The organism is Pseudomonas sp. CF161 (assembly GCF_000416215.1).
Taxonomy (GTDB): Bacteria; Pseudomonadota; Gammaproteobacteria; order Pseudomonadales; family Pseudomonadaceae; genus Aquipseudomonas.
This window is the reverse complement of the sequence record NZ_ATLP01000057.1, coordinates 63,006-84,584: the sequence shown is the minus strand read 5'-3', so window position 1 is coordinate 84,584 and position 21,579 is coordinate 63,006. Positions and strand designations below refer to the sequence as shown.

At 60.4% G+C, this 21,579-nt stretch carries 20 protein-coding genes; 17 read left to right on the top strand and 3 right to left on the bottom strand.

Going from position 1 to position 21,579, the window contains the following annotated elements:
• The first annotated feature begins 87 nt into the window (after positions 1-87).
• The 7 genes from CF161_RS10775 (at position 88) to ispD (ending at position 7,830) form a co-directional block, all read left to right on the top strand.
• Complete coding sequence (locus CF161_RS10775; RefSeq protein ID WP_020296608.1) at positions 88-1,035, top strand: acetyl-CoA carboxylase carboxyltransferase subunit alpha; 948 nt, start codon at positions 88-90, stop codon at positions 1,033-1,035.
• 119 nt (positions 1,036-1,154) lie between these two features.
• Positions 1,155-2,471, top strand: coding sequence for a tRNA lysidine(34) synthetase TilS (gene tilS, locus CF161_RS10770; RefSeq protein ID WP_020296607.1), 1,317 nt, complete (start codon positions 1,155-1,157; stop codon positions 2,469-2,471).
• A 274-nt stretch (positions 2,472-2,745) separates the two neighbouring features.
• Positions 2,746-4,377 (top strand): CTP synthase, encoded by a 1,632-nt coding sequence (locus CF161_RS10765; protein WP_020296606.1) that lies wholly within the window; start codon positions 2,746-2,748, stop codon positions 4,375-4,377.
• 6 nt (positions 4,378-4,383) lie between these two features.
• Entirely contained in the window at positions 4,384-5,229 is an 846-nt protein-coding gene (kdsA, locus tag CF161_RS10760; RefSeq protein ID WP_020296605.1) for a 3-deoxy-8-phosphooctulonate synthase, read from the top strand.
• Between the two features lie 156 nt (positions 5,230-5,385).
• Complete coding sequence (gene eno / locus CF161_RS10755) at positions 5,386-6,675, top strand: phosphopyruvate hydratase (protein WP_020296604.1); 1,290 nt, start codon at positions 5,386-5,388, stop codon at positions 6,673-6,675.
• A 172-nt stretch (positions 6,676-6,847) separates the two neighbouring features.
• Positions 6,848-7,126, top strand: a complete 279-nt coding sequence (ftsB, locus tag CF161_RS10750; RefSeq protein WP_011059544.1) for a cell division protein FtsB — start codon at positions 6,848-6,850, stop codon at positions 7,124-7,126.
• Positions 7,123-7,830 carry a 2-C-methyl-D-erythritol 4-phosphate cytidylyltransferase gene (gene ispD, locus CF161_RS10745; RefSeq protein WP_020296603.1) on the top strand — a complete coding sequence of 236 codons (708 nt, stop codon included), beginning with the start codon at positions 7,123-7,125 and terminating at the stop codon, positions 7,828-7,830. Before ftsB ends, ispD begins: the two co-directional genes overlap by 4 nt.
• A 168-nt stretch (positions 7,831-7,998) precedes the next feature.
• Here ispD and CF161_RS10740 read toward each other — a convergent pair whose 3' ends face one another.
• On the bottom strand, positions 7,999-8,898 hold the full coding sequence (locus CF161_RS10740; RefSeq protein ID WP_020296602.1) for a LysR substrate-binding domain-containing protein: 900 nt from the start codon (positions 8,896-8,898) through the stop codon (positions 7,999-8,001).
• Between the two features lie 108 nt (positions 8,899-9,006).
• On the opposite strand from CF161_RS10740, the gene CF161_RS10735 reads away from it, so the two are divergent.
• From CF161_RS10735 to rpoS, 8 genes are all read left to right on the top strand, one after another.
• Entirely contained in the window at positions 9,007-10,119 is a 1,113-nt protein-coding gene (locus tag CF161_RS10735) for an S-(hydroxymethyl)glutathione dehydrogenase/class III alcohol dehydrogenase (RefSeq protein ID WP_020296601.1), read from the top strand.
• A gap of 92 nt (positions 10,120-10,211) precedes the next feature.
• Positions 10,212-11,057 carry an S-formylglutathione hydrolase gene (fghA, locus tag CF161_RS10730; protein WP_020296600.1) on the top strand — a complete coding sequence of 282 codons (846 nt, stop codon included), beginning with the start codon at positions 10,212-10,214 and terminating at the stop codon, positions 11,055-11,057.
• Positions 11,058-11,109: 52 nt separating this feature from the next.
• Entirely contained in the window at positions 11,110-11,583 is a 474-nt protein-coding gene (gene ispF, locus CF161_RS10725) for a 2-C-methyl-D-erythritol 2,4-cyclodiphosphate synthase (protein WP_020296599.1), read from the top strand.
• A complete protein-coding gene (gene truD, locus CF161_RS10720; protein ID WP_020296598.1) occupies positions 11,580-12,638 on the top strand; it encodes a tRNA pseudouridine(13) synthase TruD in 1,059 nt (352 codons plus the stop codon). The genes ispF and truD overlap by 4 nt, the downstream gene beginning before the upstream one ends.
• Positions 12,626-13,375 carry a 5'/3'-nucleotidase SurE gene (gene surE, locus CF161_RS10715; RefSeq protein WP_020296597.1) on the top strand — a complete coding sequence of 250 codons (750 nt, stop codon included), beginning with the start codon at positions 12,626-12,628 and terminating at the stop codon, positions 13,373-13,375. The genes truD and surE overlap by 13 nt, the downstream gene beginning before the upstream one ends.
• 41 nt (positions 13,376-13,416) lie before the next feature.
• Entirely contained in the window at positions 13,417-14,052 is a 636-nt protein-coding gene (locus CF161_RS10710) for a protein-L-isoaspartate(D-aspartate) O-methyltransferase (protein WP_177326767.1), read from the top strand.
• Between the two features lie 211 nt (positions 14,053-14,263).
• Complete coding sequence (locus CF161_RS32205) at positions 14,264-15,097, top strand: peptidoglycan DD-metalloendopeptidase family protein (protein WP_020296595.1); 834 nt, start codon at positions 14,264-14,266, stop codon at positions 15,095-15,097.
• A 105-nt stretch (positions 15,098-15,202) separates the two neighbouring features.
• Positions 15,203-16,210: an RNA polymerase sigma factor RpoS gene (gene rpoS / locus CF161_RS10700; protein WP_020296594.1), complete on the top strand. Its 1,008-nt coding sequence runs from the start codon at positions 15,203-15,205 to the stop codon at positions 16,208-16,210.
• A gap of 522 nt (positions 16,211-16,732) precedes the next feature.
• Here rpoS and fdxA read toward each other — a convergent pair.
• Together fdxA and mutS are read right to left on the bottom strand one after the other, a co-directional pair.
• Positions 16,733-17,056, bottom strand: coding sequence for a ferredoxin FdxA (fdxA, locus tag CF161_RS10695; RefSeq protein WP_020296593.1), 324 nt, complete (start codon positions 17,054-17,056; stop codon positions 16,733-16,735).
• A gap of 143 nt (positions 17,057-17,199) precedes the next feature.
• Positions 17,200-19,779, bottom strand: a complete 2,580-nt coding sequence (mutS, locus tag CF161_RS10690; RefSeq protein ID WP_020296592.1) for a DNA mismatch repair protein MutS — start codon at positions 19,777-19,779, stop codon at positions 17,200-17,202.
• 188 nt (positions 19,780-19,967) lie between these two features.
• On the opposite strand from mutS, the gene CF161_RS10685 reads away from it, so the two are divergent.
• Positions 19,968-20,711 (top strand): XRE family transcriptional regulator, encoded by a 744-nt coding sequence (locus tag CF161_RS10685; RefSeq protein ID WP_043229109.1) that lies wholly within the window; start codon positions 19,968-19,970, stop codon positions 20,709-20,711.
• A 515-nt stretch (positions 20,712-21,226) separates the two neighbouring features.
• On the top strand, positions 21,227-21,577 hold the full coding sequence (locus CF161_RS10680; RefSeq protein WP_020296590.1) for a phage holin family protein: 351 nt from the start codon (positions 21,227-21,229) through the stop codon (positions 21,575-21,577).
• Positions 21,578-21,579: the final 2 nt, after the last annotated feature.

Here is a 21,579-nt window from a genome sequence, read left to right as displayed (position 1 = left end):
CTGAACGCGCCTGTCCCTTAAGGTAATGCGCGAATAGACAACCGGCCGACCCAAGCTCTCTTGGATGTCGACCCAAGACGGACGCCTATGAACCCGAATTTTCTAGATTTCGAACAGCCGATCGCCGACCTGCAAGCCAAGATCGAAGAGTTGCGCTTGGTCGGTAATGACAATTCGCTGAATATCGGCGATGAGATCTCCCGCCTGCAGGATAAAAGCAGCACGCTCACCGAGGACATCTTCGGCAAGCTGACCAGCTGGCAGATCGCTCGTCTGGCGCGGCACCCGCGTCGTCCGTACACCCTGGACTACATCGACCACATCTTCACCGAGTTCGACGAGCTGCATGGCGACCGTCACTTCTCGGACGATGCTGCCATTGTCGGCGGGGTTGCCCGTCTGGACGACCAGCCGGTGATGATCATTGGTCACCAGAAAGGCCGTGAAGTCCGCGAAAAAGTTCGTCGCAACTTCGGCATGCCGCGTCCGGAAGGCTACCGCAAGGCCTGCCGCCTGATGGAAATGGCCGAACGCTTCAAGATGCCGATCCTGACCTTTATCGATACGCCGGGCGCGTACCCGGGCATCGACGCCGAAGAGCGCAACCAGAGCGAAGCCATTGCCTGGAACCTGCGTGTCATGGCCCGCCTGAAGACCCCGATCATCGCCACGGTCATCGGCGAAGGTGGTTCTGGCGGTGCATTGGCGATCGGCGTTTGCGACCAGCTGAACATGCTGCAGTACTCGACTTATGCGGTTATTTCCCCAGAAGGTTGCGCGTCCATCCTCTGGAAAACCGCCGAGAAAGCCCCGGATGCCGCGGAAGCCATGGGCATCACTGCCGAGCGTCTCAAAGGCCTGGGCATTGTGGACAAGGTGATCGGCGAGCCTCTGGGTGGCGCACACCGTGACCCGGCGGGCGCTGCTGCCTCGATCCGTGCCGAGCTGACTTCGCAGTTGGCGATGCTCAAGGGCATGGACACCGAAACCCTGCTCAAGCGTCGTTATGACCGCCTGATGAGCTACGGTCTCTGATACGCCGTCGCTCCTTCTTGTAGGAGCGAGCTTGCCTGCGGGCCGGACGCGGTGGTGATCCCTTCACCGCTCCAGCGTCTGCAGCAGGCAAGCCCGGCTCCCACAGGTCCTGTCCGTTGATGAATCACCTATCCGCCCAATTGCTGCACCGGCTGGCTCCTTGGCGTGACGCCTGCGCCTGGCGTATTGCCTATTCCGGCGGTCTGGACTCCACCGTCCTCCTGCACCTGCTTGCCGATCTGGCGCAACAATATCCACTTCCACCTTTGACTGCCCTGCATGTTCACCACGGCCTACAGGCGGCGGCGGATGCCTGGCCGGCCCATTGTCAGTCCGTGTGCGACGTGCTGGGGGTGCCCTTGCAGGTCGTGCGCGTGCAGGTGCAAGAGGGCGCCAGCCTCGAGCGTGCGGCCCGTGATGCGCGTTACGGCGCCTTTGAGCGCGCAACAGCCGGCAACGAGTTGCTGCTGACCGGGCAGCATCGTGACGATCAGGCGGAAACCCTGTTGTTTCGGCTGTTGCGCGGCGCGGGGGCCAGAGGGTTGGCAGCGATGCCTCAGTCCCGCCCTTTGGGTTGCGGGCATTTGCTGCGGCCGTTGCTGGATGTATCGCGGGCTGAACTGCTGCGTTACGCCGATGAGCGTGGATTGAGCTGGATCGAGGATCCCTCCAATCTCGATCAGCAGTTTTCACGCAATTACCTGCGCCACGCGGTGCTTCCCCAGCTCACTGCTCGCTGGCCTCGGGCGCTGGCCAGCATGGCGCGCAGTGCGGCGCATTTGAGTGAGGCCCAAGGGCTGCTCGATGAGCTGGCGCAGATGGATCTTGCGGCGGCCGACACTGCCAGCGACTTTGGTTGGTTGCGCCTGCCGTCACTGGAGTTGGCCCCGCTGCAAGCGCTTTCTCCCGCTCGCCAGCGCAACGCCTTGAGCCACTGGCTGAGCCTTCGCGGTCGTTTGCCGGATAGCGAGCACTGGGTGGGCTGGGAGACGCTACGCGATGCGGCGCCAGATGGGCGTCCGATCTGGCGCCTGGCGGATGGCGAACTGCATCGAGCCTGTGGGCGATTGTGGTGGTTGGCGGGCGCCTGGTTGCGCCCGGTGCCTGATGCGTCTTCCTGGACGGACATTTCCCGACCGCTGGTGCTGCCGGATAATGGGCAGCTGCATATCACCGGTCAGGGCCCCGGGGGGCCGTTGCAGGTGGCTTATCGTCAAGGTGGCGAAGTCATGCATTTGCCGGGGCGAGGCCATCGCGACCTGAAGCGGTTGCTCAATGAAAGTGGCTTGCCGGCCTTTGCCCGTGGCAGATTGCCGCTGCTGTATCAGGGCGAGCAGTTGTTGGCGGTGGCGAACCTGCCAGGTCTTGTCGCAAACGCCCATGGTTGCTGGCAATTGCATTGGCAGCCGCCGACGAGCGATCAAGGTTTGAGCTGAAAGGCCCTTTCCGGTAGACTACGCTCCCTTCTTGATACAACTTCTGTGGATTCGCCTGAATTGCAGAAGTTGCCGATTACCAAGCAGTCTTTGCTGGGCGATTCCAAAAAATGTGTAGCGAGCAACGTACCGGTGTTTTTGCATCCGGTCTGTCACAACGCGGCGGTTTTTTCGAAAGATGCACTGTGATTAATGCAGGTGATCGGGGGCTTCGGCCTTCCTTCGCTTTCCCCGGCGGCTCGGACCGCTTTAACGCAGACTTCTAGGGTTTTTCATGACGCGCTACATATTCGTCACGGGCGGTGTTGTTTCTTCATTGGGGAAAGGCATTGCCTCGGCTTCATTGGCGGCCATCCTGGAGGCGCGGGGACTTAAGGTCACCATGCTGAAGCTGGACCCGTACATCAACGTCGACCCGGGCACCATGAGCCCGTTCCAGCACGGTGAAGTGTTCGTCACCCACGACGGCGCCGAGACTGACCTGGACTTGGGCCACTACGAGCGGTTCATCCGCACGACCATGACCCAGAACAACAACTTCACCACCGGCCGTGTCTACGAGCACGTGCTGCGCAAAGAGCGCCGTGGTGACTACCTGGGTGCAACCATCCAGGTGATTCCGCACATCACCGACGAGATCAAGCGTCGCATCATCAAGGGCGCCGGCGATGCCGACGTGGCCATGGTTGAAATCGGTGGCACCGTGGGTGACATCGAGTCCCAACCGTTTCTCGAGGCCATCCGCCAGTTGCGTTTCGAAGTCGGCGCCAAGCGCGCGATGCTGATGCACCTGACCCTGGTGCCGTACATCGCCACCGCCGGCGAAACCAAAACCAAACCGACCCAGCATTCGGTCAAGGAACTGCGTTCCATTGGCCTGCAGCCGGACGTGCTGGTATGCCGCTCCGATCACCCAATCGACATCTCGTCGCGGCGCAAGATCGCCCAGTTCACCAACGTTGAAGAACGTGCGGTGATTGCGCTGGAAGATGCGGACACCATCTACAAGATCCCGGGCATCCTGCACTCCCAGGGCCTGGATGATTTTGTCGTCGAGCGTTTCGGCCTGCAATGCGGCAGCGCTGACCTGTCCGAGTGGGAAGCCGTGGTTGACGCCAAGCTGAACCCGGAGCACGAAGTCACCATCGCCATGGTCGGCAAGTACATGGAGCTGCTGGACGCCTACAAGTCGCTGATCGAAGCCATGAGTCACGCCGGCATCAGCAACCGGACCAAGGTCAACCTGCGCTACATCGATTCCGAAGACATCGAAAACCAGGGCACCGCGCTGCTCGAAGGTGTCGATGCCATCCTCGTACCGGGCGGCTTCGGTCTGCGTGGCGTGGAAGGCAAGATCACCGCCGTGCAATACGCTCGTGAAAACAAGGTGCCGTACCTCGGTATCTGCCTGGGCATGCAAGTGGCCGTTATCGAGTTCGCACGTAACGTGCTGGGCTGGAAAGACGCCAACTCCACCGAGTTCGATCGCGCCAGCGGTCACCCGGTCGTGGGCCTGATCACCGAGTGGGAAGATGCCACCGGTGCTGTCGAAACCCGCACCGAGGCTTCCGATCTGGGCGGCACCATGCGCTTGGGTGCCCAGGATTGCCTGCTGGAGCCGGGTTCCCTGGTTCACGATTGCTACGCCAAGGATGTGATCGTCGAGCGTCACCGTCATCGCTACGAAGTGAACAACAACCTGCTGCCGCAAATCATGGAAGCCGGCCTGAAAATCTCCGGTCGTTCCGGTGATGGCGCGCTGGTTGAAGTGGTTGAAGCACCGGATCATCCATGGTTCGTCGCTTGCCAATTCCACCCTGAGTTCACCTCGACACCGCGCGACGGTCACCCGTTGTTCAGCGGTTTCGTCAAGGCGGCCTTGGCTCAACACCAGAAGAAGGCATAAACCCTGATGGCCCAGAAGATCATCCGTGTAGGCGATATCGAGATTGCCAACGACAAGCCCATGGTGCTTTTCGGTGGCATGAACGTGCTGGAAAGCCGCGACATGGCGATGCAGGTCTGTGAAGAGTACGTCAAGGTGACCCAGAAGCTTGGGATCCCTTACGTGTTCAAGGCCAGCTTCGACAAGGCCAACCGTTCCTCAGTGACCTCTTACCGTGGCCCCGGCCTGGAAGAGGGCATGCGGATCTTCCAGGACATCAAGCAGGCCTTCGGCGTGCCGATCATCACTGACGTGCACGAGCCTGACCAGGCGGCGATCGTCGCTGAAGTCTGCGACATCATCCAGTTGCCGGCCTTCCTCTCGCGCCAGACCGACCTGGTGGTCGCGATGGCCAAGACCGGTGCGGTGATCAACATCAAGAAAGCCCAGTTCCTTGCGCCTCAGGAAATGAAACACATCCTGAGCAAGTGCGAAGAAGCGGGTAACGATCAGTTGATCCTCTGCGAGCGCGGTTCCAGCTTCGGCTACAACAACCTGGTCGTCGACATGCTCGGCTTCGGCATCATGAAGCAGTTCGAATACCCGGTGTTCTTCGACGTGACCCATGCCCTGCAGATGCCGGGCGGCCGTGCCGATTCGGCGGGTGGTCGTCGGGCCCAGGTCACCGACCTGGCCAAGGCCGGCATCAGCCAGTCCCTGGCTGGCCTGTTCCTGGAAGCCCACCCGGATCCGGACAACGCCAAGTGCGACGGTCCTTGCGCCCTGCGCCTGGACAAGCTCGAGCCGTTCCTGGCTCAGCTCAAGGCGCTGGACGAACTGGTGAAGAGTTTTCCGACGGTAGAAACCGCCTAAAACCGATTTCTCCGGTAAAGTACCGCACGATTATTTCTCAGGCCCTCGGGCCTGAGCCTTATCGTCTGCAAGCCTGCCCGCTGCCCATCACTTGCCGACGGTAAAGAGATTTCCTACAGCTGCGTCGTTTTCGTCAACTTTGGAGTGTTTACAACAATGGCAAAAATCGTCGACATCAAAGGTCGTGAAGTTCTCGACTCCCGTGGCAATCCCACCGTCGAAGCGGACGTGCTTCTCGATAACGGCATCATCGGTAGCGCCTGCGCGCCGTCCGGTGCTTCCACCGGCTCGCGTGAAGCGCTCGAGCTGCGTGATGGCGACAAGAGCCGTTACCTGGGCAAAGGCGTGCTCAAGGCTGTAGCCAACATCAACGGTCCGATCCGCGACCTGCTGCTGGGTAAAGACCCAAGCGACCAGAAAGCGCTGGATCACGCGATGATCAAGCTCGACGGCACTGAAAACAAAGCCACCCTGGGCGCCAACGCAATCCTCGCCGTATCCCTGGCTGCGGCCAAGGCTGCTGCCCAGGACCAGGACCTGCCGCTGTACGCCCACATCGCCAACCTCAACGGCACCCCGGGCGTGTACTCGATGCCGGTTCCGATGATGAACATCATCAACGGCGGCGAGCATGCCGATAACAACGTCGATATCCAGGAATTCATGGTGCAGCCGGTGGGCGCCAAGTCTTTCTCGGAAGGCCTGCGCATGGGTACCGAGATTTTCCATCACCTCAAGGCTGTGCTGAAGGCCCGTGGCCTGAGCACTGCGGTGGGTGACGAAGGTGGTTTCGCACCGAACCTGGCATCCAACGAAGACGCTTTGAAAGTGATCTCCGAAGCCGTGGCCAACGCCGGTTACACCCTGGGCACTGACGTGACCCTGGCTCTGGACTGCGCGGCCAGCGAATTCTACGAAGACGGCAAGTACAACCTGTCCGGCGAAGGCCAGGTATTCACCGCTGAAGGTTTCGCTGACTACCTGAAAGGCCTGACCGAGCGCTACCCGATCATCTCGATCGAAGATGGCTTGGACGAGTCTGACTGGGCTGGCTGGAAAATCCTGACCGACAAGATCGGCGAGAAGACCCAGTTGGTAGGTGACGACCTGTTCGTGACCAACACCAAGATCCTGAAAGAAGGCATCGACAAGAAGATTGCCAACTCGATCCTGATCAAGTTCAACCAGATCGGCACCCTGACCGAAACCCTGGAAGCCATCCAGATGGCCAAGGCTGCCGGTTACACCGCCGTCATCTCGCACCGCTCCGGCGAAACCGAAGATTCGACCATTGCCGACCTGGCCGTGGGCACTGCGGCTGGCCAGATCAAGACCGGTTCGCTGTGCCGTTCCGATCGCGTTTCCAAGTACAACCAATTGCTGCGCATCGAAGAGCAATTGAATGGCAAAGCCAAGTACAACGGCCGCAGCGAGTTTCGCGGCTAAGCGGTAGATGGTAAAAAGACACCGGATTGTGTCGGAAAAATCGCTATAGCGGCTTTTTTGCCTCTAATCTGATGCCTTATGAGCACAAGCCTGGTTCTTCCAGGCTTCGTGCTATCAGTAGGTTCGAAGTTGTAGGCATGGCTGTCTTTTTTCACTGGATACCCGATATTCGATGCGCAGTCCCAATTGGTTGTTCCTCGTCTTGCTCTTGCTGCTGGCTGGCCTGCAGTACCGCCTGTGGGTGGGGAATGGCAGTTTGGCGCAGGTAGCCGACCTGACTCAGCAGATTGCCGATCAGCACGCCGAAAACGAGCGTTTGCTGGAGCGTAATCGCGTACTCGATGCGGAAGTCATGGAGTTGAAAAAGGGCATGGAGACCGTTGAAGAACGGGCCCGCCATGAGTTGGGCATGGTCAAGGAGGGCGAGACCCTCTACCAGTTGGCCCAATGATCGAGCGTTTGCCGGCCTTCTGGGCCGTGATTCCTGCCGCGGGCGTTGGTGCCCGTATGGCCGCGGACCGTCCCAAGCAGTATTTGCAGCTGGGCGGGCGCACTATTCTTGAACACAGCCTCGGCTGTTTCCTCGACCATCCTTGCCTCAAGGGGCTGGTGGTCAGTCTGGCTGCCGACGATCCCTTCTGGCCGACCCTGGCCTGTGCCCGTGACTCGCGCATTCAGCGCGTGGACGGTGGGCAGGAGCGCTCCGGTTCGGTCCTCAATGCCTTGTTGCACCTGCATGCCCAGGGCGCGGCCGATGAGGACTGGGTGCTGGTGCACGACGCGGCTCGGCCCAACCTGACCCGCGATGACCTGGACAAGCTGCTTGGCGAATTGGCGGACGACCCGGTGGGCGGTTTGCTCGCCGTGCCGGCTCGGGACACCTTGAAGCGCGTCGACAAGCACGGCCGTGTGCTGGAAACCGTCGACCGCAGCTTGATCTGGCAGGCCTACACGCCGCAGATGTTTCGCCTGGGCGCCTTGCATCGGGCATTGGCTGACAGCCTGGTGGCCGATGTGCTGATCACCGACGAAGCCTCGGCGATGGAATGGTCAGGCCAGGCGCCACGCCTGATCGAAGGCCGTTCGGACAACATCAAAGTCACCCGCCCCGAAGACCTCGAATGGCTGCGCCAGCGCTGGGCCAACCGCCGCTGATGGCGTAGCGGCGGACCACCTGGGTGCTCGTTAGGGCCAGCGCAGCCTGCGGCAGCGGCTACACGTCGCCCCGTGCCGCTGTCGAACCCGCGAGGCTGCGCTGGCCCTGATCAACACCGCCGATCCTCCAGATTCAGCCCAACGCCCAAGAGGCTTCCGCGCCAGCGGCTACAAATCTTGGTACTCCGGGCGCTGGACCAGGCCTTGCTTGAGGTAATCCACCAGCTTGCGCACCTTGGGCGACAAATGCCGCTGTTGCGGATACAGCGCCCAGACCGCGGTATTGGGCGGTTGGTGGGCCTCCAGCAGGGAGATCAAGGTGCCGCTGCGCAGGTGTTCGAGCACGTAGTAGTCCGGCAACTGACACAACCCAACCCCTTGCAGCGCCGCGTCCAGTACTGCCTGGCCACTGTTGCAGCGCCAATTGCCCTGCACCCGCTGGGAAAACTCCCGCCCGTTCTGTTCCAGTTGCCAGATATCCGAGCTGCCAATCAGGCAATTGTGTCGGCTCAACTCCGACAGGCTATGGGGGCGCCCGTAGCGCTCCAGATACGACGGCGAGGCGCACAGGTACATGCGCCGCGGCGCCAGGCGCGTGGCCACAAGGCGTGAATCCTGGAGCCGCCCCAGGCGAATCGCCAGGTCCAGCCCCTCATGCACCAGGTCCAGTGGGCGGTTGCTGAGCTCGATGTCCACCCGCAGTTGCGGATAGAGGCCCATAAAGCGGGTCACCAGCGGCACGATAAAGCGCTCGCCATAAGCCACGGCGCAGGTCATGCGCAGCATGCCTTTGGGCTCGCTGGTCAAATCACCCACCGCGCGCAACGCCTCCTCGCGGCCGTCCTGCAGGCGTTGGCAATGCTGAAGAAACGTCTGACCCGCCTCGGTCAAAGTGACGCGGCGGGTACTGCGATAGAGCAGGCGAGTTTGCAGGCGCTCCTCGAGGCGGGCAATTTGCCGGCTGATATGGGAGGAGGACACCCCCAGACGCTCGGCTGCTGCAGTGAACTGGCTGTATTCGGCCACTGCGACAAACTCGTCGATGCCCTCCCAGCGGTTTTCACTCATGTCGATTATCCCTGTACAGCAATAATGTTTTGCTTTTGCTCGGATTATTAATCGTCCTGCGGTGTTTTACACTGCGTGTCTCGTTTTTATTCATTGGAGACCCCCAGGATGATCAAGTCGCGCGCTGCCGTTGCCTTCGAGGCCAAGAAGCCTCTCGAAATCGTCGAAGTCGATGTGGCCATGCCCAAGGCCGGTGAAGTCCTGCTGCGGGTGGTTGCTTCCGGTGTGTGCCATACCGATGCCTACACCCTGTCCGGCGCTGATCCGGAAGGTATCTTCCCGTCGATCCTGGGGCACGAAGGTGGGGCCGTGGTTGAAGCCATCGGTGAAGGCGTGACCTCGGTTGCCGTCGGCGACCACGTCATCCCGCTGTACACCCCGGAATGCGGCAAGTGCAAATTCTGCCTGTCGGGCAAGACCAACCTCTGTCAGGCGATTCGCGCCACCCAGGGCAAAGGCCTGATGCCGGACGGCACCACGCGCTTTTCCTACAAGGGGCAGCCGATTTTCCATTACATGGGCACCTCGACCTTCTCCGAATACACCGTGTTGCCGGAAATCTCCGTGGCCAAGATCCCGAAAGAAGCGCCACTGGAAAAAGTCTGCCTGCTGGGCTGCGGTGTCACCACCGGCATCGGCGCGGTGATCAACACCGCCAAGGTCAAGCCCGGCGATACCGTGGCCATCTTCGGCCTGGGCGGTATCGGCCTCTCGGCCGTGATCGGTGCGGTCAAGGCCAAGGCCGCGCGGATCATTGCCATTGACATCAACCCGGCCAAGTTTGAAATCGCCAAGCAACTGGGCGCTACCGATTGCGTCAACCCGAAAGACTTCGATCGTCCGATCCAGGAAGTCATCGTCGACATGACCGATGGCGGTGTGGACTTCTCCTTCGAATGCATCGGCAACGTGCAGTTGATGCGTGCGGCGCTGGAATGCTGCCACAAGGGGTGGGGCGAGTCGGTGATCATCGGCGTTGCCGGTGCCGGCCAGGAAATTTCCACCCGTCCGTTCCAACTGGTCACCGGGCGCGTCTGGCGCGGTTCGGCCTTTGGTGGCGTGCGCGGTCGTTCCGAGCTGCCAAGCTACGTGGAAATGGCCCAGAGCGGCGAGATCCCGTTGGACACCTTTATCACCCACACCATGGGCCTTGAAGACATCAACAAGGCTTTCGACCTGATGCATGAAGGTAAAAGCATTCGTACCGTCATTCATTTCTGAGGAGCAGCGGGGAGCTGCAAGCTATCAGCGGCAAGTGGTTCAGCGGTCTTGCCGCTTGACGCTGATGGCCTGCAATTGCCTCTGGAGGCCCTATGAGTTTGGAAAATATTTCGTGTCAAAAGAGCTTTGGCGGCTGGCATAAGCGCTACAAACACCACTCCCAGGTCTTGGGCTGCGACATGGTGTTCGCCGTGTACCTGCCGCCGCAGGCAGAGGCGGGAAGCAAGCTGCCGGTGCTGTACTGGTTGTCCGGGCTGACCTGCACGGATGAAAACTTTATGCACAAGGCCGGCGCGATGCGCATGGCCGCAGAACTCGGGCTGATCATCGTCGCCCCGGACACCAGCCCCCGTGGCCCCGGCGTGCCGGCGGATCCCGACGGTGCCTGGGATTTCGGCCTGGGCGCCGGCTTCTACCTCAATGCGACCCAGGAGCCTTGGGCCCAGCACTACCGCATGCACGACTACGTGGTGCAGGAGCTGCCGGCGTTGGTCGAGGCGCATTTCCCGGCCTCGGACAAGCGCGGTATCAGCGGGCACTCCATGGGCGGGCACGGGGCCTTGGTCTGCGCCCTGCGCAATCCCGGGCGCTACCAGTCGGTGTCGGCCCTTGCGCCGATCAGTAACCCGATGGATTGCCCATGGGGCCAGAAGGCCTTCTCCCGTTACCTGGGCGAAGAGCGTTCGCGCTGGCGCGAGTGGGATGCCAGCGTGCTGATCGCCGAAGCCAGCGAGAAGCTGCCGCTGCTGGTGGATCAGGGCGATCGCGATGATTTCCTGGCGACCCAGCTCAAGCCGGAAGCCTTGCAGCAGGCGGCAAAGGCCGCGGGTCATCCGCTGACCCTGCGTGTGCAGCCGGGCTACGACCACAGCTATTTCTTCATCGCCAGTTTCATCGACGACCACCTGCAGCATCACGCGCGTGCTCTTAGCGCCTAATGTCCGACAAAGCAGGTAGAATCACGCCCTGACTAAATCGGGGCGTTTTTTTATGCGTATTGGCCACGGCTATGATGTGCACCGTTTTGCTGAAGGCGACTTCATTACTCTGGGCGGCGTGCGAATTGCACACAGCTTCGGGCTGCTCGCCCATTCCGACGGTGACGTCGTACTCCACGCCTTGAGCGATGCCTTGCTCGGTGCTGCGGCGCTGGGCGATATCGGCAAGCATTTTCCGGACACCGATCCGCAATTCAAGGGCGCCGACAGCCGTGTGCTGCTGCGTCACGTGGTCGCACTGATCCACGGCAAAGGCTGGAAAGTCGGCAATGTCGACAACACCATCGTGGCCCAGGCGCCGAAGATGGCACCCCATATCGAAGCAATGCGCGCGCTGATTGCCGCGGATCTGCAAGTTGAACTGGATCAAGTGAACGTGAAAGCTACTACCACCGAAAAACTCGGCTTTGTCGGTCGCGAAGAAGGCATCGCCGTGCACAGCGTCGCCTTGTTGCTGCGCGCATGACGGAACAGGAATTGCTGGGCCCGCGGGCCTATGGCCAGGCTTTGGGCAGCGCGGTGCTGAAAGCCAGCGCCGAGGATTTCCAGGTCGACGAAGTGCTGGATATTCCGCTGACGGGTGAAGGCGAGCATCTTTGGTTGTGGGTGGAAAAGCGCGGCTTGAACACCGAAGAGGCGGCCCGGCGGATCGCCAAGGCGGCGGGTGTGCCTTTGCGCACCGTCAGCTATGCCGGCCTCAAGGATCGCCAGGCGCTGACCCGGCAGTGGTTCAGCGTGCAGTTGCCCGGCAAGGCCGACCCCGATCTTGCCGCGGCGGAAAACGACACCCTGAAGATCCTCAAGACCGCACGCCACAAACGCAAGCTGCAACGCGGTGCTCATGCCGCCAATGGCTTTACCCTGCGCCTGACCCAGCTCAAGGCCGACCAGGCCGCTATCGACGAGCGCCTGAAGCTGATCGCGCAACAGGGCATTCCCAACTACTTCGGTGCCCAGCGCTTTGGCCATGACGGCGGCAACCTGGTGGACGCCCGCGGCTGGGCGGCACGCAAGGCCTTGCCGGAGCAACGTAATGTGCGTTCGCGCCTGCTTTCGACGGCCCGCAGCTACGTGTTCAACCAGGTGCTGGCGGCGCGAGTGGCCGATGGCAGTTGGCAACGTGCCCAGGTCGGCGATTTGCTGGCGTTCACCGACAGCCGCAGTTTTTTCCCGGCCGGTGAGGCTGAATGCAATGACCCGCGCCTGGCGATCCTCGACCTGCACCCGACCGGGCCGCAGTGGGGGGAGGGCGAATCGCCCGCCGCCGGTCTGACCCATGCCCTGGAGCAGCACGTCGCTACCCGCGAGGCTGACCTGTGCGATTGGTTGATAAAAGCCGGAATGAGCCACGAACGTCGCATCCTGCGGCTGCCCATTGGCGGGTTGACGTGGCATTATCCCGAGCCTGACATTCTGCAATTGGAATTCGTCCTGCCGGCTGGATGCTTCGCCACCGTATTGGTGCGCGAACTGGTCGATCTGGTGCCGGTAGGGCAGACGGACAGCCCATGCGTATTCTGATTTCTAACGACGATGGGGTAACAGCACCCGGTCTCGCCGCGCTTCATGCTGCGCTGGCGGATTATGCCGAATGCGTGGTTATCGCCCCGGACCAAGACAAAAGCGGCGCCAGCAGCTCGCTGACGCTCGACCGTCCGCTGCACCCGCATACCCTGAGCAACGGCTTTATCGGTATCAACGGTACGCCGACCGATTGCGTGCACCTTGGCCTCAATGGCCTGCTTGAGCACGAGCCGGAGATGGTGGTTTCCGGGATCAACCTGGGGGCGAACCTGGGGGATGACGTGCTGTATTCCGGCACTGTCGCGGCAGCACTCGAGGGGCGTTTCCTTGCGCTTCCGGCCTTTGCTTTTTCGCTGGCATCGCGCCAGGTCGAAAACCTGCCCACTGCCGCCTATTTCGCGCGCAAGCTGGTGGAGGCCCATGGCTCGCTGGATCTGCCGCCGCGTACGGTGCTGAACGTGAACATTCCCAACTTGCCACTCGATCATATTCGCGGCATCCAGCTGACTCGCCTGGGCCATCGTGCACGTGCGGCGGCGCCGATGAAGGTGGTTGATCCGCGCGGCAAGGCCGGCTACTGGATTGCCGCCGCGGGCGACGCCGAAGACGGCGGCCCGGGCACGGACTTCCATGCCGTCATGCAGGGTTATGTGTCCATCACCCCGTTGCAGCTCGATCGCACCTTCAGCGATGCATTTAACAGCCTCGATGGCTGGCTGGAGGGGCTGCGCTGATGGCTCGTGAGCAAGACGATTTGCTGCGTCGCGGTATCGGCATGACTTCCCAGCGCACCCGCGAGCGGCTGATTCAGCGCCTGTACGACGAAGGCCTGTCCAACGCCCAGGTGCTGGAAGTCATCCGGCGTACGCCACGCCATCTGTTCGTCGATGAAGCATTGGCGCACCGCGCCTACGAAGACACCGCACTGCCGATCGGCCACAACCAGACCATTTCCCAGCCCTACATGGTGGCGCGCATGAGCGAGCTGCTGCTGGCTGCCGGGCCCCTGGACAAGGTAATGGAGATTGGCACGGGGTCCGGGTATCAGACGGCAGTACTGTCGCAATTGGTCGAGCGCGTGTTTTCCGTCGAGCGCATCAAGGTGCTGCAGGATCGGGCCAAGGAGCGTCTGGTCGAGTTGAACCTGCGCAACGTGGTATTCCGTTGGGGCGATGGTTGGGAAGGCTGGCCGGCGCTGGCGCCCTATAACGGCATCATCGTGACCGCTGTCGCCACCGACGTGCCCCAGGCGTTACTGGATCAACTGGCTCCTGGCGGTCGTCTGGTGATCCCGGTCGGCGCCGGCGAAGTCCAGCAACTGATGCTGATTGTCCGTGAAGAGCAGGGCTTTTCACGGCATGTGCTGGGTGCCGTGCGGTTTGTGCCGCTGCTCAATGGCCCGCTGGCCTGAGCATTTGTTTACGCGGGGTGAATTCTGTTTGATCGGCTGTGTCTTACAGCCGGACGAATCAAGAAACCCGCCATGTGCCCCCGCAAGCCTGGTGATGCGTCCAATGATTTGGTCAAGCCCACGGTAAAGCGCGAGCGGCCAGTTATACTGGCGACACTTGATGCCCGAATCGGGCAGCTTTCATATTCCACCACCACAAAGGGAGCGGCGGGTGAGTCTCACGGTCATTGCGCAGCGTATGGGTACCACAAGCTTTCAGCGACTGATGATCGGCTTTGTCTTGAGTTCCTTGTTGGTCGGCTGTTCCAGTACCAAATCCAGCAGCGTCGGCGTGGTTGATCGCAACAATGCGGCCCCACAGCGCCCGACCGTGACCACTGGGCAATATGCCGTGAGGCGTGGCGATACCCTGTTCTCGATCGCCTTTCGTTACGGCTGGGACTACAAGGCACTGGCGGCGCGCAACAACATTCCCGAGCCCTACACCATTCACCCCGGGCAGACGATCCGTTTTGACGGCCGTACAGGCTCGGCGCCAACGACAGTTGTCACTAGTTCACAATCAACCGCCTCTTCTTCGAGTAAAACTACGGTCACGCGGCGCCCTGTCGGCGCCTCGCCAACGATTGCGAGCAAACCGGCGCCGGCGCCATTACCGCCTGCAGGCCCCGCCCCGACTGGCTGGGGCTGGCCTTCGAACGGTATTTTGATTGGTAAATTCTCTTCAAACGGTAGTTTGAATAAAGGCATTGATATCGCCGGAGATTTGGGACAGCCTGTTTTAGCTGCGTCTGATGGGACGGTGGTTTACGCCGGGAGTGGCTTAAGGGGCTACGGCGAATTAGTCATCATCAAACACAGCGATACCTACGTCAGTGCCTACGGTCATAACCGCAGGTTGTTGGTTCGGGAGGGGCAGCAGGTCAAAGTCGGACAGACAATTGCCGAAATGGGGTCAACTGGTACAGACCGGGTGAAACTGCACTTTGAGATTCGCCGACAAGGGAAACCTGTAGATCCGCTGCAATTCTTGCCACGTCGTTGATCGGTTACCAGCCTGTTCCGTCACGTAGAGGGAACAGGCTCCAGCGTTGCCAAGGATAAAGGCGCCGCTTGAGCTTGAGGTCGAACTCACCAAAGGACTATAACAATGGCTCTCAGTAAAGAAGTGCCGGAGTTTGACATCGACGATGAGGTGCTCCTTATGGAGACCGGCATCGCTATGGATTCGATGTCGAATAATGAAGGGGCTGCACCGCCTTCCGTTCGCGCCAAATCCAAACACTCCGCAACGCTTAAGCAACACAAGTACATTGATTACACGCGAGCGCTCGACGCGACGCAGCTGTACCTCAATGAAATCGGCTTTTCCCCGTTGCTCTCCCCGGAAGAAGAAGTCCACTTTGCGCGACTGTCGCAGAGCGGTGACCCCGCCGGGCGCAAGCGCATGATCGAAAGCAACTTGCGACTCGTGGTGAAAATCGCCCGACGCTATGTCAATCGCGGCCTCTCCCTGCTGGACCTGATCGAAGAGGGCAACCTCGGGCTGATCCGAGCGGTGGAAAAATTCGATCCGGAACGTGGCTTTCGCTTCTCGACCTACGCGACCTGGTGGATTCGGCAGACCATCGAACGCGCGATCATGAATCAGACCCGCACCATCCGGTTGCCGATTCATGTGGTCAAGGAGCTCAACGTCTACCTGCGGGCCGCACGTGAGCTGACGCAAAAGCTCGACCATGAACCTTCCCCTGAAGAAATCGCCAACCTGCTTGAAAAACCAGTGGGAGAGGTCAAGCGCATGCTGGGCTTGAACGAGCGGGTTTCTTCGGTTGATGTCTCGCTGGGTCCGGATTCGGATAAAACCTTGCTGGACACCCTCACCGATGACCGTCCAACTGATCCTTGCGAGCTGCTGCAGGATGACGACCTGTCTCAGAGCATCGATCAATGGCTGTCCGAGTTGACCGACAAGCAGCGTGAAGTCGTCATCAGGCGCTTCGGCTTGCGCGGTCATGAAAGCAGCACCCTTGAAGATGTAGGGCTAGAAATTGGTCTTACCCGCGAACGAGTGAGACAGATTCAGGTAGAAGGTCTGAAACGCCTGCGCGAAATCCTTGAGAAGAACGGCCTTTCCAGCGAGTCATTGTTCCAATAACAGCGCTCGCCCGCCGCAGTTGATAAAAAGCCCCGACCTGGTCGGGGCTTTTTTATGGGCTATGGAATGTTTTTAGTAAAAGAGATGCAGTGCCAAATGGGAGTAGTTAGAAAGTGCGTGTAAGCCAAAGCCTACTCTTTCGTAAGTGTTTGGGCTCTTACGGCTTGGAAGTTGCCCTTTTATAGGTGGGTGTTTTTCTAACTAATTGATTTATATATGTTTATTTTAAAGCGGCAGTTAGGTAGAGACACTTCTTACGGGATCGGCAGCAGTTGCTACCCGGCTGAAAGTCTTTAATATCAGCCCTGTGTCGACGGATAGACACTGCCATCAAGGAAGATGGTCAGGGACATCGCAGGAAGCGATTCATCAGGACGATGAAAAGGACTACAGGGAATAGGGAAAAATGTGGGCGGGTCATACCGCCCCTTTTTTTCGCCTGTAAAAAAGTGACAGGAGAAAAGCCCTTTCCCTGAAAAGCAAAAAGGCCCGCAAGGGGCCTTTTCGGGAACGCGGCGGTAATCAGCGTTCGAGGTCTTTGATCTTGCCTTTGACGCCATCCCACTCTTCGGCATCCGGCAACGACTCTTTCTTCTCAGTGATGTTGGGCCAGATCTCGGCCAGCTCAACGTTCAGCTGAATGAATTCCTGCATCTCGTCCGGGACTTCGTCTTCGGAGAAAATGGCTACAGCTGGGCATTCAGGCTCGCACAGCGCGCAATCAATGCACTCATCCGGGTGAATCACCAGGAAGTTCGGGCCTTCGTAAAAGCAGTCCACCGGACAGACTTCTACGCAGTCGGTGTACTTGCACTTGATGCAGTTGTCGGTGACGACGAAGGTCATTTCTAATTCTCTCCTCAGGCGGCGGCAGCGGAGCCCCTTCATGACGGGGTCGCCAGGTTTGGGAGCGATAGTCTGCGGACCAGGCTTAAAAGTCCGCAGCATCCCAAACCGCGCGAGATTCTAACAGCTTGAAGGCGTCTGCGTTAGATGCGTGTCTTCAATGTATAGAGCATTTCCAATGCTCTACGTGGCGTCATGTCGTCCAGATCGAGCTTGGCCAGGTCTTCAAGCACCGGATGAGGCAAGCTGGCGAACATGTCGCTTTGCTGTGGAACCGACGTTTTTTCCGAAGCCGGGCGTGCAACTTCATGGGGCAGGCTGGTGGTTTCCAGACGGCTCAGGTGCTCGCGGGCACGCAGGATAACCTCGCTCGGCACCCCGGCCAGCTGGGCCACGGCCAGGCCGTAGCTCTGGCTGGCCGGCCCTGGCAGCACGTGGTGCAGGAAGACGATACGTTCGTTGTGCTCGGTGGCATTGAGGTGCACGTTGGCCACCAGCGGCTCGTTTTCCGGCAGCACCGTCAGTTCGAAGTAGTGGGTGGCGAACAGCGTGTAGGCGCGCAGGTGGGCGAGACGTTCTGCCGCAGCCCAGGCCAGGGAAAGACCGTCAAAGGTACTGGTGCCGCGGCCCACTTCGTCCATCAGCACCAGGCTGCGTTCGGTGGCGTTGTGCAGGATGTTCGCGGTTTCGCTCATTTCCACCATGAAGGTCGAGCGGCCGCCCGCCAGATCGTCGCTGGAACCGATCCGGGTGAAGATCCGGTCCACCAGTGACAGCTCGCAACTGGCGGCGGGTACGAAGCTGCCGATATGGGCCAGCAGCACAATCAATGCGGTCTGACGCATGTAGGTGGATTTACCGCCCATGTTCGGACCGGTGATCACCAGCATGCGGGTGTTGTCGTCCAGGCTCAGGTCATTGGCCACGAACGGCGTGCTCAGCACCTGCTCGACCACCGGGTGGCGTCCCTGGCTGATGCGCATGCAGGGCTCGCTGACAAAACGCGGGCAATTCAGATCAAGGTTCAGCGCACGCTCTGCCAGGTTGCTCAGCACGTCCAGCTCGGCCAGGGCCGCGGCGGTGTCCTGCAAGGGCGGCAGGTGGCTGATCATGGTCTCCAGCAGGGCCTCGTAGAGCATTTTCTCGCGGGCCAGGGCCCGGCTCTTGGCGGACAAGGCCTTGTCTTCGAACTCCTTGAGCTCCGGGGTGATAAAGCGCTCAGCGCCCTTGAGGGTCTGGCGCCGGATGTAGTCCGCCGGAGCCTGTTCGGCCTGCTTGCTTGGCAGCTCGATAAAGTAGCCGTGAATGCGGTTGTAGCCGACCTTCAGGTTGGCCAGGCCGGTGCGGGCTTTTTCCCGGGCCTCGAGGTCGATCAGAAACTGCCCGGCGTTCTCGCTCAAGGATTGCAGCTCATCGAGCTCGACGTCGTAGCCGGTCTTCAGCACGCCGCCGTCGCGGATGACCGCCGGCGGATTGTCGATGATGGCTTTTTCCAGCAGCGCCGCGAGCTCCGGGTAGGTGCTGGTGGTCTGTGCCAGTTGAGTGAGGTGCGGGCCTTCCAGTTCGGCCATTGCCACTTGCAATTCGGGTAGCGCCGCCAACGCGTCACGCAGGCGCGCCAGGTCGCGTGGTCGGGCATTGCGCAGGCCGATCCGGGCGAGGATCCGCTCGATATCGCCGATTTCCTTCAACTGCGGTTGCAGCTTCTCGAAGCGATAGCCATCGAGCAGGCACGTAATCGAAGTCTGCCGCGCCTGCAGGACCTTGAGGTCACGCAGCGGACGGTTCAACCAGCGAGTCAGCAGGCGGCTGCCCATGGCAGTCTGGCAGCGGTCGACCACCGATTGCAGGGTGTTGTCGCGGCCGCCGGCCAGGTTGGTGTCCAGCTCCAGGTTGCGCCGGCTCGCGCCGTCCAGCACCACGGTATCGTCCAGGCGCTCGTGCCGCAGGCTGCGCAAATGGGGCAGGGCGGTGCGCTGGGTTTCCTTGGCGTAACTGAGCAGGCAGCCGGCGGCGCCGATGGCCAGGGTCAGGTTCTCGCAGCCAAAGCCCTTGAGGTCCTGGGTCGAAAACTGCTGGCACAGGCTCTTGTGCGCCGAGTCACGCTCGAAGTCCCAGGGCGCGCGACGCCGCACACCACGACGCTTCTCTGCCGGCAAACCCTGTGGCCAGTCATCCGGGATCATCAGCTCGACCGGGTTGACCCGTTCCAGCTCCGCCAGCAGGTTTTCCCAGCCTTTGATCTCCAGCACGGTGAAGTTGCCGCTGGTAATGTCCAGCACTGCCAGGCCAAACAAACGCTCGTCACCCAGCACCGCGGCGATCAGGTTGTCGCGACGTTCGTCGAGCAACGCCTCGTCACTGACCGTGCCCGGGGTGATGATGCGCACCACTTGGCGGTCCACCGGACCTTTGCTGGTGGCCGGGTCGCCCACTTGTTCGCAGATCACCACCGACTCGCCGAGCTTGACCAGCTTCGCCAGGTAACCTTCCGCCGCATGGTAAGGAATGCCGCACATCGGAATCGCCTGGCCCGCCGACTGCCCGCGTGCTGTCAGGGTGATGTCGAGCAGCTTGGCGGCCTTCTTGGCGTCTTCGTAGAAGATTTCGTAGAAGTCGCCCATGCGATAGAACATCAACTGATCAGGGTGCTGGTTCTTGAGGCGCCAGTACTGCTGCATCATTGGCGTGTGGGAGGACAAGTCTGAGAGTGCTTTATTCATCAGGTAGGTAGGCAAATTCGTTGAAAGTGGTGGGGCAAGGGCGGGGCATCGGCCCGGCGTTTCCGCGATGGGCGCAAGGTTACCATGAGCGGTCGGCCCTTCGCAGGCGTGAGGCCGTAGGTTGTTTCTGAAATGAATGCATAAAATATGCAAATCAGCATTTGTCATCCGCGAAAAGAACGAGCAATATGCGCGTTATGCAAAAACGCAATGTTTCTACCGTCTTAAGAGAGCTGCTCGATCGCAACGGAATCTCCCCCACGGAGCTTCACCGTCGAACCGGCGTGCCTCAATCCACACTCTCGCGGATCCTCAGCGGCAAGATCGTTGATCCGTCGGACAAGCACATCTCGCGCATCGCCGAGTACTTCCAGGTCAGTACCGATCAACTGCGCGGGCGCGCTGAGATTGCCCCAGGCCGCGCGGCGATTGGCGACGAGATACATTCCGAACTCAAGGACATAAGTCTGTGGGACGACGACACGCCTGTCGATGACGACGAGGTCTCGGTCCCCTTTCTTCGAGAGGTTGAATTGGCTGCAGGATCAGGAAGATTCGTCATCGAGGAAAGCGAGCGCTCCAGCCTGCGTTTCGGCAAGCGCAGCCTGCGCCATAACGGTGTGCAGTTTGACCAGGCCAAGTGCGTCACGGTGCGCGGCAACAGCATGCTGCCGGTGCTGCGCGATGGCGCCACCGTGGGCGTCAATGCCGGCAAATGCGGTATTGGCGACATCATCGATGGCGACCTTTACGCCATTAACCATAATGGCCAGTTGCGGGTGAAGCAGCTGTATCGCTTGCCTACCGGCATTCGCCTGCGCAGCTTCAATCGCGACGAGCATCCGGATGAGGACTACAGCTTCCAGGACATCCAGGAAGAGCAGATCACCATCCTCGGTCACGTCTTCTGGTGGGGCATGTACGCCCGCTAACCGAACCGCCATCAGATAAAACCCGCCACCGAGCGGGTTTTTTTTCGTCTGCAGAAACGCCCGGAGCCTTGTGCGGCAAGGAGTTCATGCACGCGTGCATTTCATGCGCATAAATAAATGCATTTATGCATTGACTGTATATGCATACATGCATATTCTTTGTCTCAAGCCGCTCAACAACGGCGAGCAACACCGCTCTTTAGTGGCAAAGCAAAGGCAGCGATGAACCGGCCTCAACGGTTCAGAGGGTTGGCAACTGACCCGGGTGTGCAGCGTAAAGCACCAGAAGCAGTTATCCGGCGGACAGGGTCGCGGTCGGAGGAACAATTTAAATGGATCCGTACCGCGCCAGTAGCGCCGAAAGATCAGAAGGACCGCATTACTGAAAAGCCTGGGCAACCGGGCTTTTTGGAATGCCTGCCTAACTGTATGCCCCTTGGCGATACAGGCTCACAGCAGCACCCGCATTATTTTTCCGGCCAATCAATTGGCTTTTCCCGCACTGGAGGCAAGACATGACAAACGAGCAACAAGCGTTGCTGGACATGCCGATCTGGCTGGTCATCGTCCTCGCTCTGGTGGGTGGCGTTTCCGGCGAGATGTGGCGCGCCGACAAGGAGGGCGCCCGCGGCTGGCTGCTGGTGCGACGACTGGCCCTGCGCTCCGGCGCCTGCGTGGTCTGCGGCGTCTCGGCGATCATGCTGCTGTACGGCGTTGGTGTGTCGATCTGGACCGCCTGTGCACTCGGCTGCCTGACCGCCATGGCCGGCGCCGATGTGGCCATCGGCCTTTATGAGCGTTGGGCGGCCAAGCGCATTGGGGTGTGCGAGGTGCCACCGCGGGACTCTCACTCTGATCAGCCTTGATT